Annotated in this window: 12 protein-coding genes; 7 read left to right on the forward strand and 5 right to left on the reverse strand. The window is 54.8% G+C overall.

Annotated elements, in window-relative coordinates; genetic code table 11:
• Nucleotides 1–675 precede the first annotated feature (675 nt).
• The 3 genes from R84865_RS07610 to R84865_RS07620 form a co-directional block, all read right to left on the reverse strand.
• Nucleotides 676–1290, reverse strand: coding sequence for an FMN-binding negative transcriptional regulator (locus tag R84865_RS07610; RefSeq protein ID WP_435639302.1), 615 nt, complete (start codon nucleotides 1288–1290; stop codon nucleotides 676–678).
• A gap of 945 nt (nucleotides 1291–2235) precedes the next feature.
• Nucleotides 2236–3732, reverse strand: a complete 1497-nt coding sequence (locus R84865_RS07615; protein WP_435639303.1) for a glycoside hydrolase family 32 protein — start codon at nucleotides 3730–3732, stop codon at nucleotides 2236–2238.
• Between the two features lie 41 nt (nucleotides 3733–3773).
• Complete coding sequence (locus R84865_RS07620) at nucleotides 3774–5087, reverse strand: oligosaccharide MFS transporter (protein WP_435639304.1); 1314 nt, start codon at nucleotides 5085–5087, stop codon at nucleotides 3774–3776.
• 189 nt (nucleotides 5088–5276) lie between these two features.
• On the opposite strand from R84865_RS07620, the gene R84865_RS07625 reads away from it, so the two are divergent.
• The 4 genes from R84865_RS07625 to R84865_RS07640 all read left to right on the forward strand — a co-directional run bounded on the left by R84865_RS07625 (nucleotide 5277) and on the right by R84865_RS07640 (nucleotide 9354).
• Complete coding sequence (locus R84865_RS07625; protein WP_435632531.1) at nucleotides 5277–6287, forward strand: LacI family DNA-binding transcriptional regulator; 1011 nt, start codon at nucleotides 5277–5279, stop codon at nucleotides 6285–6287.
• 969 nt (nucleotides 6288–7256) lie between these two features.
• The gene (locus tag R84865_RS07630; protein WP_435632530.1) at nucleotides 7257–7601 is read left to right on the forward strand and encodes a hypothetical protein; all 345 of its coding nucleotides are present in this window, start codon (nucleotides 7257–7259) and stop codon (nucleotides 7599–7601) included.
• A gap of 57 nt (nucleotides 7602–7658) precedes the next feature.
• Nucleotides 7659–7988, forward strand: a complete 330-nt coding sequence (locus R84865_RS07635; RefSeq protein ID WP_435632529.1) for a hypothetical protein — start codon at nucleotides 7659–7661, stop codon at nucleotides 7986–7988.
• 310 nt (nucleotides 7989–8298) lie between these two features.
• Nucleotides 8299–9354 (forward strand): Hint domain-containing protein, encoded by a 1056-nt coding sequence (locus R84865_RS07640; RefSeq protein ID WP_435639305.1) that lies wholly within the window; start codon nucleotides 8299–8301, stop codon nucleotides 9352–9354.
• Nucleotides 9355–9582: 228 nt separating this feature from the next.
• Here R84865_RS07640 and R84865_RS07645 read toward each other — a convergent pair whose 3' ends face one another.
• Together R84865_RS07645 and R84865_RS07650 are read right to left on the reverse strand one after the other, a co-directional pair.
• A complete protein-coding gene (locus tag R84865_RS07645) occupies nucleotides 9583–10734 on the reverse strand; it encodes an acyl-CoA dehydrogenase family protein (RefSeq protein WP_435639306.1) in 1152 nt (383 codons plus the stop codon).
• Between the two features lie 56 nt (nucleotides 10735–10790).
• Entirely contained in the window at nucleotides 10791–11657 is an 867-nt protein-coding gene (locus R84865_RS07650) for an IclR family transcriptional regulator (protein ID WP_435632526.1), read from the reverse strand.
• A 259-nt stretch (nucleotides 11658–11916) separates the two neighbouring features.
• Between R84865_RS07650 and R84865_RS07655 the strand changes: the two genes are divergently transcribed.
• From R84865_RS07655 to R84865_RS07665, 3 genes are read left to right on the forward strand one after another with little or no spacing between them, the layout of a single operon-like run.
• Nucleotides 11917–12699, forward strand: coding sequence for an enoyl-CoA hydratase (locus R84865_RS07655; RefSeq protein WP_435639307.1), 783 nt, complete (start codon nucleotides 11917–11919; stop codon nucleotides 12697–12699).
• Nucleotides 12700–12701: 2 nt separating this feature from the next.
• Nucleotides 12702–14255: a 3-hydroxyacyl-CoA dehydrogenase gene (locus R84865_RS07660; RefSeq protein WP_435639308.1), complete on the forward strand. Its 1554-nt coding sequence runs from the start codon at nucleotides 12702–12704 to the stop codon at nucleotides 14253–14255.
• Nucleotides 14248–15453 carry a 3-oxoadipyl-CoA thiolase gene (locus R84865_RS07665; RefSeq protein ID WP_435632523.1) on the forward strand — a complete coding sequence of 402 codons (1206 nt, stop codon included), beginning with the start codon at nucleotides 14248–14250 and terminating at the stop codon, nucleotides 15451–15453. Before R84865_RS07660 ends, R84865_RS07665 begins: the two co-directional genes overlap by 8 nt.
• Nucleotides 15454–15455: the final 2 nt, after the last annotated feature.

Here is a 15455-nt window from a genome sequence, read left to right on the forward strand (position 1 = left end):
AAATTGTTTATTATTGATCGCTGAATTCGTCTGACATTGACCATACACCATATTTGAACGCATGTTCAATTTTTTTTGTGTGGGGGGCACTTCCGCTCGCGCCAGGCTGAGAGTGAGTGAAGGATTGGATGTCATAACTTCCCCCCTTAACAAACAAGGACACCGTTTGTCGGAATGTCAAAGTGGGTTTTGTCCGGCGAGTTGTGGCCTTTTTATTCAAATAAATATTGACCGCTCGCCAATCCCAATGATCATTAATTCGTATATATTGCGCAGAATAAGTGACGACGTGGATTAGATTTTTTTCTTCGAGGATACCGTGCCCACGCAAGGCAGTACCGGTTGCGAGTGCTTTTGTAAGTCAGCGAAAAGCTAATTCTGCGGCCCGGTTGCAGAGCAAGATAGCCAGCCGCCTATCAGCAAAGCTGTTACCACAAGAGCGATTACCGGCGTTCCTCCCATTTTTAGCGAGATGGAAAAGTAGAGCTTACGCGGCTGTTCTCAGCCGCTGGTGTGGCGTCAGGCCATCAAGCCCTAGGTGAGGTTGCTCGCTGTAGATGGCCTTGGTCTTCTCATCAACGTACATCATGCGTAGGCGGGCGTTCTTTGCCTCCAGTTTCTTACCGAAGGCATTTTATTCAGAGTCTGTGACGCCAGTGTCATACTGAGACCGCCTCAGTACTCTGCATCACCAAGGAGAGATGGGCGAAATCTTCTTAGCCATTGCCGAGCAAAATTAGCATAGTCAGTTTGGTCAGTGCATTTGAGATTTTCAAATACACCCAGTTGATCTTGCACCGAGCGATGCTGGCCTAGTTTCAGCTTCCCTTTTATTTGTGTTACATCAATAGTCACGCCCGTTATTCCCGCCATCAGTTTTTGCCTAAAGTTGTCAGGTAAGGAAAGCTTGTCATCCATTAGTTTAGGCTGGAACTTTTTGAGCATTGTATCAAGTGAGCTTTCCAGCTCTGCTATCGTCATTAAACGGCTTCTCCCTCTGATATCTACCGAAGCGTAATTCCAGGTGGGGACGGCGGGTTTAGAGACGTAAGAGTCGGTGGATATGAAGGCATGCGGGCCGAGTACCGTTAAGAGGCACTCACGATCATCCAAAGACTTTAGTTGGGGATTGTTGATGGCGAGGTGGGTCTCAACCAGGCTATCGTGACTTAGAACAAAAGGGATATTGCTAACTTGTAGATCGTCGCTGATTAAAGAGCCAAATGGATAGTTGCGGAGGAAAAAATAGCATTCTTCGGGACTCATCTCAGTATGTTTAGGATGTGTCATTTTAGAGTCTCCAGTACGCTCCAATCAGGCAGAATTTGCCCAGCTTGTTGTAATTAGGGCTCGTCGTCCTACGGGAAGGGGCGCCCGCCCGTCCATGGTGGAAGCGCTACTTCGCTCGAGCGGGGTGCGCTAGTACTTTGATAGCTATTTTGGGATAGATAGTGAGCTTCTGGCTCATCCTTCATCAAGTGCTAAAATGCCGCTTCCAACAGGTCTGCAAAAGTGAGGAGAGCAAGCTTTCATCCAGATGATGCATGTTCGTGGTAAATCTGAACGTCAACCGTACACGGTGGGCCTTTGGTAAAGCCGCAAGATATTTATTAGTGTCGGCTTCTCGAGCTATTACCAGCGCTAATCAAGCTCTTCACCAGTATTTGGGCGATCCCTGTAGAAATATAATTAGCCAGTCAAGACATCTATTGGAATGTTAGGCTTGCCTTTGATTCCATGCAAAGACTTCCCAATTCGCATCCCCCGAGCCCCGCTCAACCCACCAGCCCCCGCACACCTCCCTTCAACACCCCCTCCAGCCGCGTTGCTCCTGCCAAAACGATATGGTATAGCTTTTAAGGAAGGTGATTGCCTTGATGAGATAAAAAATGCTGCGGAAGGGGCCTCGCGACGCGCGGGGGCGCTTTATCGCTTCTCAAACGTCATCAGCGTGTCACTTGGATGGGGTGAAATGGTGCTGTTCCGGCACGCTTTTTCTGTCAGCAGTTCCTTTCGGGTAGTTCCGCCTGCATCAATGTCGCTCTTATAGCAGCGCTTTCCCTTGATCAGTCAGAGGCGCTTGCCTAATTCTCCTGCTCCCAGCGCTCACTCCCACCAGAACTTTCGGTAAGACGCCATCGTCTTCTTAACGCTTTATGATGCTGTCATGCTCCAGGATGGCTCTCACCACTCGTCTTGCCAGCGTGGCTGAATTCGTTGGTAACAGCGAGTTCGTCAGCGCCAAATGCTGCTGAGTGAATGGACAACCACTGAGTCGATAGTGGCGTTGCCCGATTCCGCGCGAAGTAAGGCAGATCGTTGCCCCTCGACCGGGAATACGAAGGAGGTGATCGATGCGTGGCCGTTGTTGATAAATACTTCGACTGAGCTGGTATCGATCAGAATGCGTAGCTCAAGCTTTCCCTCGCTGGCGCAGGGGGCGGCTCGGTAACCGCGGTCGCCGAGCTGCGCACTGCCGCGATCGACGACGACTCTTTGAGTTTGGTCGTCGTAAGCAATCAATACTCCATCACTGCCATTAGGCTGGCCGATCCACAATCCAATACGTTCAGCACTGCTGTGATCAAGGTCGATGGTGAGCGCGATTTCACAGGGCTGGCACTCTTCGACAATCACGCGCGTTTGATTCGCCTCCAGGATTAGCGCGCCCAGATCCAGCGTACGGGTGCGCAGTTGGCTGAACCCCGCGATCGGGAGGTTATAAAGGTGGAGATCACTGCCAAGCCGAAGCTCGCGCGGCACGGTCAACTGGCCACACCAGCCATCTTCGGCCTGCGGTGGGAGGGCCATGTTAAACGCGCCCATCCAGCCGAACATGGCACGACGGCCATCAGGGGTTTCGAAGGTTTGCGGGGCATAAAACTGGTGGCCCCAGTCGAGCGGGCGGAATGATGTAAGCGGCGTGAAGGCCTGCCCTGGGGCCCAATCCCCCACCACGTAGCCTGCATTGTGGCCGTTGCGTCCCTCAAAGCCCGTCTTGGCTAGCCCCATCGGGCAATAGAGCAGCACCCATTTATCACCGAGGGGAAACATGTCGGGGCATTCCAGCATGAACACGCTGGGCTCGGGCGCCTGAAAGAGCACGCGCTCAAATCGCCATTCGGTCAAATTGCTGGAGGCATAGAGCCACACTTCACCACGCTGCTCGCGTGAGCTAACGCCTACCACCATCCACCAGCGCCCCTCCTGATACCACACCTTGGGATCGCGGAAGTGCGAGATGCCCTCGGGGCAGTCAATAACGGTGCCGCGCTTTTCAAACGAGCAGCCATCTTGCGATACGGCCAAACACTGCACCTGTAGGTTGCCGTCATCTTCGTTGTGGCCATTGCGCCAGCGGTGACCGGTGTAGAACGCATACAGCAGCCCGTCGGGGCCGGCCACTGCAGATCCGGAGAATACGCCATCGCGATCTGCCTCGATGCTTGGGGCTAACGCAATAGGGTGGCGCTGCCAATGCACCATGTCCGTGCTCGACACATGCCCCCAATGCATAGGGCCCCATTGGCTGCCGTAGGGATGGTGCTGGAAGTAGGCCTGATAGCGTCCATTGAAGAACGATAGCCCGTTGGGATCGTTGATCCAGCCAGCCGTGGCAGCGATATGAACGTGCGGGTACCAGCGCGCCTTGCGCGTTTCTGCTAGCGCATCGTTGGCCTTTTGAGCCCGCTCAAGCTGGGTGTGATGGGTGTGTTGGTCGTTGGCTGACATGGGCAACCTCTTTAGCGTCGATGAATTCGGAACAATCTGAGTCAAGCGGAAAGCGCTGTGTGATTAGCAGGGGGCGTTGTGCGTTGCTTGTCCCCTTTCAAGAAGCACAGACCGTAAACGCCGGCCAGCAGCACAATGCCGGCAATCAGACAGAAAGTTGGCTGATAGCCAATGCTATCGCGCAGTGCGCCAAGCACGGGAGAGAGCAGAATATTGCCGACCTGCGATGAAAGCTGAAATCCCACCATGTAGAAGGTGACCGACAGCGCAGGATTAAAGTGCAGCGTGAAGTAGCGGAAGATAGGGAGCACGCATAGCGCAACTTCAGGGGCGTGCAGGAGTTTTACCAGCGATATCAGCAGCGGGTCAGTAAAGTAAGCGCAGCCGGCAATACGTAAAAACATCACCGTTATACCCAGCATCAGCGCCGGTTTGACACCGATCTTATGCATGAGCAGTGGAACCAGCCCAAGCATGACGGCTTCCAGACATACCTGAATGGCATTCAGCAGTGCGTACATGCGCTGGCCGCGGGCAGGAGAGTCAAACAGGTGGGTGTAAAAGTCGGGAAACATCTGTTGATCAAAGACCGTATAAAAGGTCCATGACAGCAGCACGAAGACGACCATGGTGAACATCGGGCGGCAGCACAATCCGCGGGCAATCTCCTTGATGTTTGGGCTTGCCTGGGCCGTGCCATGCATACTGGCTGGCGTTACCGGACTTTTCCACAGTACGTTCGCAAGCAGGCAGCACACGCCGAACAGCGAGCCGCACCAGAAGTTCAGCGCTGGGTTATGGGTAAACAGTACGCCGGCCAATAGCGCGGCAAGTGCGTATCCCACCGACCCCCACATGCGTACTTGGCCGTATTCATCCCCGTGGGCACGTGCAAGCCGCTCGGAGAAGGCCTCGAAGAGCCCGGCGGCGGCAATAAACCCTGCCGCTAGCACCCATGCCCCGATGCCCACGCCAAGCATGAAAGAGGCGCCGCCAGCTGCCAGCAGAGGGTGGTAAACCCAAATAACGAATGGCGCCAGCAGGCTCATTAACAGGCTGGCAAAGGTGATCAGATGGCGTTTTAGCTGCAGTTTGTCTTGCAGCACGCCATACAGCAGCATAATGACCAGCGTTGCGGCAGCATTGGCAGAATAGATAATTCCCACTTGGTGGCCGTTAAGTGCTAGGCCTGAATTCGACGATGTGAGCCAAATCTGAAAGAAAGACCACCAAACCCCCCATGATGCGAAAAACAGCAGTAGCGTTGCGGAATTATGCAGGTAGGCAGGGCGTTTCAAGCAAGTGAGAAAGGTGGAAGACATAGCGGTTCCAAAGGGTCGAGCCAAGACGTGCATTTGTCGTCGAAAACGTAGAGGTAAATCGATTTACTAGCGAGGTTATCAGGAGTTCTGCGTGCTGTAGTTAGCTATTTGGTCGTAATAGCAATAGCATCTGGACGCTCGGTAAATCTCGATAAACAGAGGCGCGAGAACACGTATGTTGAGTCAGTCCAACATGACGAGTACTTAAAACGGAGTCAGCCAATGAAAGGAAAAGCGAGTCAGGCAGATGTTGCGCGCTTGGCAGGAGTGTCGGTGACCACCGTTAATCTAGTACTGAATAAACGTGGCTCGGCGCGAATTAGTACTGCCACGGCCGAACGAGTCGTCGCCGCTGCTCAGCAATTGGGGTATTCCACTGATGCCATTGGTCGGATGCTGCGCACCGGCGAAAGCCGCTCGCTTGGCTTTATTTCCAACAGTGTGGCGACCACACGCTATGCCTCGGCCATGATTAGTGGTGTTCTCGAGGCCGCTGAGCGGCAGGGGTATATGGTGTTGATCGCCGAAGCCGAGAGCCATCAACTACAGCGTACGGTTGACTCGCTGCTGGAGCGCCGCGTCGATGGCTTGCTATTTGGTTTCATGCAGGCACGTCGGGTGGATATCCCCGATCTTAAACAGCAGCGTGCCGTGCTGATTAATGGTGTCAGCGATGGCTTGCCCAGTCTGCTGCCCGACGAATACGCAGCAGGGGTGAGCGCAATCGAGTGCCTGTTGGCCCATCGCCACCAGCGTATCGGCGTGATTGGCCGCAGTAACAAGGCGAGTGATCCCTACTATTCGGTCACCATCGAGAGTCGTTTTGCGGGTATTGATGATGCACTGCGCGATGCAGGGTTGTGCGCAGCAGGGGAGGTTCATGGCGACGAGTGGGAGCCTTCGTTGGGCTATCAAGGTACGCTTGAACTGCTCGATAGCGCTGGCGATATCACTGCATTGGTGGTGGCTAACGATAGAATTGCGTTCGGTGCTTATCGGGCCCTTTTCGAACGAGGTCTGAGAGTACCCGATGATATCAGCGTGGTGTCGTTCGACGATGAGCCGCTGGCTGAGTACTTGTACCCTGCCTTAACTACCCTGCAATTGCCCTATCATCAAATGGGCAAGCTGGCCGTCGACAAATTATTGGACGCGGGTTGCTCTCTTGGCAACGCGGCCTGCGAGCGCGTGGCGATGCCGCTGGTTCAACGACAATCGGTAAGGCAGGTGTGAACATCCAATGGTTTCATTGTACTTCTTGATACCCCTATTACTGTCGCAGGGCCATCAGTTCAGTAGCCTGTGACAAACAGAGATGTCTGAACAGGCCGTGGTAGGTGCGGCATAGTCCTGCGTCTGCGAGGGGCGGATATCGGATATCGCAAGCCAGCATGTTGTCTCTTGTGAGGTAGATTTCTAATTCTGCAATTAAGCGCGATCGCGTGTTTCTGGCGGTGCCAGAGATGGGCGCCTGGTGGCTTACGCCTGCCGTTCTTGCGTAGTCCTGTTCCTCTAATCCCCCCCTGATTTTCCCCAATTCCCCCTGGTTCCCCGCTTAATCCACGTTCTGCCTGGGCATTAATGTCTACTGGTAACAGTGATCCAGCGCATTTCCCTCGATAGCTGATGGAGCTGGCGCTTTGCCATGGTGCCGAAGGGGGGATGGAGGCGTGTTCTTCCATCATTCGCGGCCCCTTTCTGGTTGTTTTTTGAGCAATCGAACGCTTGATCAAACACATGTAAAGGTCTCGATGCGCAAATATCCGATCGATTGTTAACCAAAAATTATAAGACTTTAGTCGTATTTTTTGATGTTAGGCTTGAAAAATGATCGAGTAAATCCAGTGCTCTCCAGGTGATTACAATCGATTTCACCGCCATCCAAAAAATCCTAATTTAGCCGGCAAAATTAGGATAATTCAGGCTAAAAGCACCGTTTTTGCCGTAAATTTCATTTTTCATATTTTTTTCTCTATGACGGGTGATGCATTTTTTTTGACGATTTACCCCCACTTCTCGTGGGGACTTGTTCTTTGAAATCAAAAAATTTACATTTGATTCCGCAACGCAGTGGTTAACATTAAATTTCACCAAGAGAAACTTGAGTGAGGAGAGGTTAATGCTCTCGCTGGAAGGGGCTCGAGAGGGAGTTGAATGCACGCGTTGACAATTGATCTGCAAAATTTTTGAGAGGTTTTTCAAGTGCGTGAATTAACCGTTTTGGAAGCAGCGGACGTCAAAGGTGCTGCGCTGTCCCTTTCTAAAGGACTGGCCGACTCCGTGGGTGGGGCGATTGTAGGTGCAATGCTCACTATGGACTGGGGAGCCACTATTGGTGGCGCTAACGGCGGTAACGGCGGCGGCATGCTGGGCATTGGCTCCATCGGCGCTGGTGTAGGCATGGTAGCGGGTGGTCTTTACGGCTTGGCAGTGGGTGGCGCTATTGGCGCGGTTACCGGACTGTCTGGTATCGATGATGGCTATTTCGCTGCGCTGAAAGCGCTCTCTAACGGCTCGTTGCTGCCAGATCACAAATTCTTCGAGTAACCGTCAACTAGCTATTACATATCCAGTGTGGATACAGCATTAAAAATAGGAAAAAAGATGCGTGAATTAAATATCGCCGAAGTCGACGCAGTGGTGGGCGGCCTGCACTTTGCGGAAAGTCTTAAAGATTCTGTTGCGGGATCTATTCTGTGCGCCGCTGGCGGCACTGCTTGGGGCGCAACCCTCGGTGGTTCAGCAGGCGGTAACGGTGGTGGTGTTCTGGGGATTGGTGCTATCGCTCAGGGCGTTGGCATGCTGGCAGGTGGCGCATATGGCCTGGTGAGTGGTGCGGTGGTTGGAGCGGTACTCGGCTTCGATCAAATTAACACCAACGGCTCTATTGATTATTTTATGGACGCCATGACCGGTGGGGCCATTTCAAAATAAGAATGACCTAATTAAACGTTAGGTTATATAACAGGCGCAATAGCGAACGAGCTATGTTGGATGCGTTGAGTGGTGTGCACGATGTTCCACAAAGGTCATTTAATATGGTTTTCGCTGTTGCGCCTGTTTGGGTAGTAAATAACGAGTATCACGATGTGGCTATTTTGAATAAATTGCGACTCACGTGCATTGGGTAGATGGCGTATGTTCCTCAAAAGCTGTGCCAGTCATCATTATACTCATTGGTTAGATATAGGTTGTCTGTGGCGACTGCAGTTAAATATCTTTAATGCATTAGGAAAATCAAATCATGGCTGACAATAAATACGCAGATTGGGACTACGTCAACGACGAATACCAAAAAGCTTACGAAAAGCTTCAGGATCATTCCGATTGGAATGTAGCCAATGGCGTCAGCAGGGGCTTGTCTAATCAGATGAATAAGGCTCGGTTGGCATATAAGGATGCGAATCGCGTCGAGGGGACCAATGCACCGCTCGGTTACGACCGCGCTATTGATGAGTTTATTAAATATTCTAAAACCGTTGTTGAGGACATGGGCTCCCCGGGAACCCAATTTGGTAATTGGAACGATGCCGATCGTCACTATGTCGGAGAAGTATTTAAACCGCTCGTTGAGTATATGAAAACTGAAGCGGCGAAAAACGATGATCTCGGCGGCGAACATTATAAAGATCTGATGGATATAGGTGATGCCTTCGACGCCTATTCAGAGCTGCCCTGTTTTACCGCAGGCACGCTTATTAGTACGCCGAAAGGTGAAGTACTGGTAGAACATTTGCGGGTAGGTGACGAGGTGAACACCTTGTCAGGCCCGCGTGCGCTTAAGTGGATTGGTCACCGCCGTCTCAATGATTTGGCAAGTCTTCCCGAAGGCGCACTGAAAGATAAAAGCGCTCCGATCATGATCCGCGCGGGCGCGTTGGAAGATGGCATGCCGTCTCGCGATATGCGCGTCTCCCCGTGGCACCATATGTATGTGCAGGGTGTATTGGCGCGTGCCATGGATCTGGTAAACGGTCAGACCATCTACTCCGATACGTCGGTCAATGCTGTAACCTATTACCATCTGGAACTTGAAGGTGCGTTCGACGTTATCGAGGCGTGCGGTACTTATTCCGAGTCGTTTGCTGACAACGGTAAAAACCGCCGCGGTTTCTTCGCCAGTGAAGGCGTGGTTGAACTGCGTCCGGCTGACGCGCCGGTGGGCGGCATGTCACCCCGTCCTGGCTTTACGGTGGTGCGCCCGAATAAAAACGGCGATGTGTTGAAAGCGCTGCAGCAGCGTTACGCTGCCAGGGCAGAGCAGCTCGATAGCGTTAACGAGCAGGTAGCCACTGCTTAGTAACATCTTGCATCGGTGTTGCCATTCAATCGAAACCGCACCCTCGTCAAGTGCGGTTTTTTGGCATCAAAAGATGGCACTGAGCAGCCACGTGGGTAGTGGCATAACGCTCCGTGGCGATAGGTCTATATCGCTGATCGGGGGCGCTCGTCGATGCCCGCATGAAGGCCGCGATCGGTGTAGATGCCGATACACTGATAGCTAACGCTGGGCCTGCGGAGTGCCTGACTACGACACTTCTCTGATCATGTTTTTGGCAATCACCAATTGCTGAATCTGGGTCGTACCTTCGTAAATGCGGAACAGCCGCACGTCGCGATAAAAGCGCTCGATATCGTAGTCGCTGACGTACCCTGCGCCACCGTATATCTGCACACAGCGATCGGCGATGCGCCCGCACGCTTCGGTGGAAAACATTTTCGCGCAGGAGGCCTCGGTGCTGATGCGCTGACCTTCGTCGCGTTTGCGGGCGGCGTCCAGCACCATGCTTTTAGCCGCATACAGCTCGGCCTTGCTGTCAGCCAGCATGCCTTGAATCAACTCGAAGCTGGCGATCGGGCGGCCAAACTGTTTACGCTCGATGGCGTACAGCAAAGTATCTTCCAGCATGCGATCACTGACGCCAGCCGCAAAAGCGGCCATGTGCAGACGGCCCTTATCAAGCACCTTCATGGCGGTTTTAAAGCCCACGTTTTCTACGCCGCCAATCAATTGTTTAGCAGGCACCCGAACCTTGTCGAAGATCACGTCGGCGGTCAGGCTGCCTTTCTGGCCCATTTTATGACCGGGCTTGCCGATGGTGACGCCGTCGGATTTTCTTTCGACAATAAAAGCGCTGATTCCTTTCGCCCCTGGCGCATCGCGGTCGGTTCTGGCCATTACGGTGAAGATATCGGCATAGGGAGCATTGGTGATAAAGCGTTTGGTACCTGAAATGAGGTAGTCGTCGCCATCGCGCTCGGCAATGGTTTTCAGCGATCCGGCATCTGATCCGGCATCCGGTTCGGTCAGGCAGAATGAGCTAAGGTACTCGCCGGTGGCGAGCTTCGGCAGGTAGAAGCTTTTCTGCTCTTCGGTGCCATCGATCAGGATACCTTGAGAACCGATGCCGTTATTGGTGCCTATTAGCGAGCGGAAGGCGGGGGAGGTGCGGCCAAGCTCGAAGCACACCTCAGCTTCTTCTTCCATGGTCAGCCCAAGACCACCGTATTCTTCTGGGATGGTGAGCCCAAACAGGCCAAGGTCGCGCATTTGCGCCACTACACTTTCCGGAACCTCGTTGTTTTCCTCGACTTCCTTCTCGTGTGGTCGCAGCACGTCCCTGACAAATGCACGCACGGTAGACAGCAGCAATTGGTGAGTTTCGTTATCCCGAATCATGTCGAGGCTCCTTGGGTGACACCCGCGTGGTGCAGGTGGGTTAGCTCCCCCGGTTGTTACGTGGCAATCCTTTTAATGTTGGCCACCATTTCGAGCAATCGAGGTCCTATATCGTCTTCCAGAAAGCGTCTGGAAAGTTGGAAACTTGGCCCCCCGCAGTTGAAGACGAGCAGGCCGTACTGTGGGTGCTGCAATGGCACTGCCACCGAGTTCACGTTGCGATCCCATTCGCTGATCGACAGGCAATAGCCGTAATCCTCATAGTCGCGGAAGGCGCGCTCCAGCCCCTTTCGCATCTGGGGCCATTGCTCTTTCTCGCGGCGCTCCAGATGCTCCAGCAAAAACGCACGCTCGCTCTCATCCAGCGCTGCCAGGCAAGCACGTCCCGCAGAGCTAGTGGCGATCGGCAAATAGCTGCCGATCTGGCGACGCATGGTGAGGTTGCTTTTGCCCTGCACCACGTCGAGATAAACCATTTGCAGACGGTCGCGTGTTGCCATGGCAACCGGCGCGCCGCTGAAGGAAGCCAGCTCCTCCATGTAGGGATGTGCCGCGGTACGAATGGCCAGATTCGTTAACATCGCGTAGCCGAAGCCAAGCACACCGGCATCCAACTGGTACTTCCCCGAGTACTGCTCGCGCTTCAAGCAGCCCATGTAGATCAGCGTGTTCGCCAAGCGGTGCACCGTTGGTTTCGGCAGACCTGTCAAATTAGCCAGCTCCTGATTGCCTAACACACTGCGATCGGGACTAAAACAGCGCAATAACTCAAGCCCTCGTACTAGCGCCGTCACTATCTGGCGATCGCCTTTTCCCAGCGCTCTGCCGGTGGTGGAGGGCTCGGTAAGTTCTCTTCCCCAATCACCCAGTTCGCCGTCGGCTGGCCCGTTATCGGGTTGGTTGCTGCCGTCGTTGGACATCATTCTAGAACTCCTTTTTTAGAGATCGCAATAACAATAAAACAAAGTTTCGCTATGTGGAATTATATTCGAGTTATACATCGCATTTTGTCTTGCGTCTAATACTAAAGTTAATTGATTGATATATATGGATTTTATTAGCTTCCATTTTTCTTCCCTTTACATGTTCTTAATCGGGGATTATTGGTTGATTAGTGATTTTAAAACACAGTTCCGTATAGCGAAACAAATTAAATAGTGACCAATAGCGAGAAGGTGTCTCATGGCTAACCCCACTGCCGCCGTCGAGTCAGAAGTAAATAGCGATGGCACGGCCTGTATCCGAATTCATCGTCCGGAAGCTAAAAATGCGCTCAATCAGCAGGTGCGAGAGGCATTGGCTGAGCGGTTTGACGCATTTGCCCACGATCCCGATGTGCGCGCTGTGGTGCTGACGGGCGGCGACGAATTTTTCGTAGCGGGGGCGGACATCAAGGAGTTCGCCACTGCCAGCGCAATGGAGATGTACTCGCGTCACGCTGAATACCTGTGGCGCGCTATTGCCGCTTTTCCCAAACCGGTGATTGCCGCCGTTAATGGCTTTGCACTGGGCGGCGGCTGCGAGCTGGCGATGCATGCCGACATCATCATTGCCGGTGAGTCGGCGCGTTTCGGGCAGCCCGAAGTGAGGCTCGGACTGATGCCGGGAGCGGGAGGTACGCAGCGCTTGGTACGTGCCGTCGGCAAGTTCAATGCCATGCGTATGCTGCTGACCGGCAGCCCCATCAGTGCCGCGGACGCGTTACGCATGGGCCTGGCCAGTGAGGTGGTGGCCGACAGCGATACCCTTTCGCGCGCCCAGGCCCTGGCTAGCAAGCTTGCGGCACTGCCGCCGGTGGCCGTCGCGCAAATCAAGGAAGTGGTGCTAGCCGGTGCCGACTTGCCGCTGGACAGCGCGCTAACGCTGGAGCGCAAGGCCTTCCAACTGCTGTTCGACACTCAGGATCAGAAAGAAGGCGCCAATGCCTTCTTTGAAAAGCGTTCACCCGTCTTTGAGGGGAAATAAAAATGCCGTACAAGATCGAACGGCTAGGCGTTGTTGGTACTGGCGTGATGGGCGCGGGTATCGCTCAAGTGGCCGCCCAGCATGGGCTTGCCGTGAAACTCTACGATGCGCGTCCGGGCGCGGCTCAAGCAGCGTTCACCGGGCTTGAGAACATCCTCAATAAGCTCGCCAGCAAGGGCAAGTTTAGCCAGGCCGAGGCCGACGCCGCAGTGAGCAATCTTGAGGTTGTCGATGATATTGCCGAGTTGGCCGACGCCCAGTTGGTGATCGAAGCCATTATCGAAGAGCTGGATGCGAAACGCGCAGTGTTCGAGCAGCTGGAAACCGTGGTTGACGAACAGTGCATTCTTGCCAGCAACACTTCGTCGCTGTCGGTAACGGCGATTGCCCGAGGCTGCAAGCATCCCGGGCGCATTGCGGGACTGCATTTCTTCAATCCCGTGCCGCTGATGAAAGTGGTCGAGGTGATCGGCGGGCTGGAAACCGAGGCCGCCGTGTTTGATGCCCTGGTAACACTGACCGAAGGCTTCAGCTACCGCGCGCTGGCGGCCAAGGATAGCCCAGGCTTTATCATCAACCATGCGGGGCGCGCGCTCACCACCGAGGGCTTCCAGATACTCGGTGAGCAGGTCGCGACGTTTGCCGATGTCGATCGCGTGCTGCGTGAGGGCATGGGCTTCCGCATGGGGCCGTTCGAGCTGGCCGATCTGACCGGGTTGGACGTTTCCCAGCACGTGATGGAGTCGGTGTTCGAGCAGTTCTATTACGATCCCCGCTATCGGCCTTCGCCGATCGGCAAGCTGCGGGTTGAAGGAGGCTACTTCGGACGCAAGAACGGTCGCTCCTTCTATGCCTATCAAGAGGGCAAACCGGTGCGTCATCAGCAACTGGTGCCCAAGGCGTCGACACCGAGCGTCTGGATCAAAGCCGATCAAGAGGACGATCAGCAGGCCATTACCGCGCTGGTAACTGCCCTGGGAGCCACGGTCGAGGAAGGCGATTCGCCTTCTGCCGACGCGCTGTGTCTGCTCGCGCCCTATGGCGTAGATGCCACCACTGCTGCACTCGAAGCAAACACTAATCCTGCCCACACGCTTTGCATCGATCCGCTGATTGATCTTGAGCGCCATCGCTGCCTGATCCAGACCCCCGCCACCGAAGCTGACTACCGCGACGCGGCGCACGCGCTGCTGGCGAGTGACGGGACTGGCGTCACGCTGATTAACGACAGCGTCGGCTTCATTGCGCAGCGCACGTTGGCCACCATCGTCAATACCGGCTGCGACATCGTGCAGCGCGCTATTACCAGCCCGGCCGATCTCGACGACGGCGTGCGGCTTGGTCTCGGCTATCCCTTCGGTCCGCTGGCGTGGGGCGATCAGCTAGGCCCACAGCGCTTGCTCAGCATTCTCGAACGGATGACCGCCATTACCCAGGACCCGCGCTATCGGCCAAGTCCTTGGCTAAGGCGGCGAGCGGCACTGGGTCTGTCATTGGTAACGCCTGAACCTTCTCTCTCGCAGCAGAATCACACGGAGGCCGATTCCCATGAATGATGCCTATATCTACAGCGGCATCCGTACGCCTTTTGGTCGCTACGGTGGCAGCCTGTCGTCGGTGCGTCCGGATGATCTGATGGCGCAGCTCATCGCCGAGCTTGTGCAGCGTCATCATCTTGATGGCAGCGAGATCGAAGACGTGTTGCTTGGCAATGCCAACCAGGCGGGTGAAGACAGCCGTAATATCGCGCGTCATGCGGCGCTGTTATCAGGCTTGCCCGACAGCGTGCCGGGGATGACCGTCAACCGCCTGTGCGCCAGTGGTTTAGCGGCGGTGATTGACGCTGGGCGCGCGATCAAGAGTAATGAAGGCGAGCTGTTTATCGCCGGCGGCGTTGAGAGCATGTCGCGTGCGCCATGGGTAATGCCCAAGGCCGACACTGCCTTCAGCCGCCACAATACCCTTTACGACTCCACCATTGGCGCGCGCTTTCCCAATCCGCGCATTACCGCTGATTACGGCGACGACACCATGCCGAAAACGGCGGATAACGTGGCGAGCGATTTTGACATTGGCCGAGAGGATACCGATCGCTACGCCTATGCCTCGCAGCAGCGCTATGCCAAAGCCCTCGCCGCGGGCTTTTTCAACGATGAAATTCATCCGGTCACGATACCGGCCAAGCGCAAAACGCCTGCCTATCAGGTTAGCGACGATGAGCACCCGCGTCCTGATACCAGTCTGGAGGCGCTCGCCAAGTTGAGAACCGTGTTCGATGGCGGTGTGGTCACGGCAGGCAATGCCTCTGGCGTTAATGACGGCGCAGCGGCGCTGCTGGTCGGGTCAGTCGGCGTGCAAGAGCGGCTGGAAAGGCGCCCGATAGCGCGCATTGTCGCCGCCGCCGCGGCCGGTGTGCCGCCGCGCATCATGGGCATTGGCCCGGTGCCGGCCATTCAGAAAGCACTGCAGCGTGCCAACCTGACCCTCAACGATATGGATGTGATCGAAATCAACGAGGCCTTCTCGGCTCAGGTATTGGGCTGTCTGAAAGAGCTCGGGCTGGCGTTCGATGATCCACGCGTGAACCCGAACGGTGGTGCTATTGCCATCGGTCATCCGCTGGGGGCTTCCGGTGCTCGGCTGGCGCTGACCGGCGCGCGTCAGCTGCACGCGATCAAGGGCCGCTATGCAGTGATCAGCCTGTGTATTGGCGTCGGCCAAGGGCTGGCGATGGTTATCGAGCGTGAGGAGTAGGG

It is taken from the genome of Carnimonas bestiolae (assembly GCF_051251145.1).
GTDB classification, from domain to species: Bacteria; Pseudomonadota; Gammaproteobacteria; order Pseudomonadales; family Halomonadaceae; genus Carnimonas; species Carnimonas bestiolae.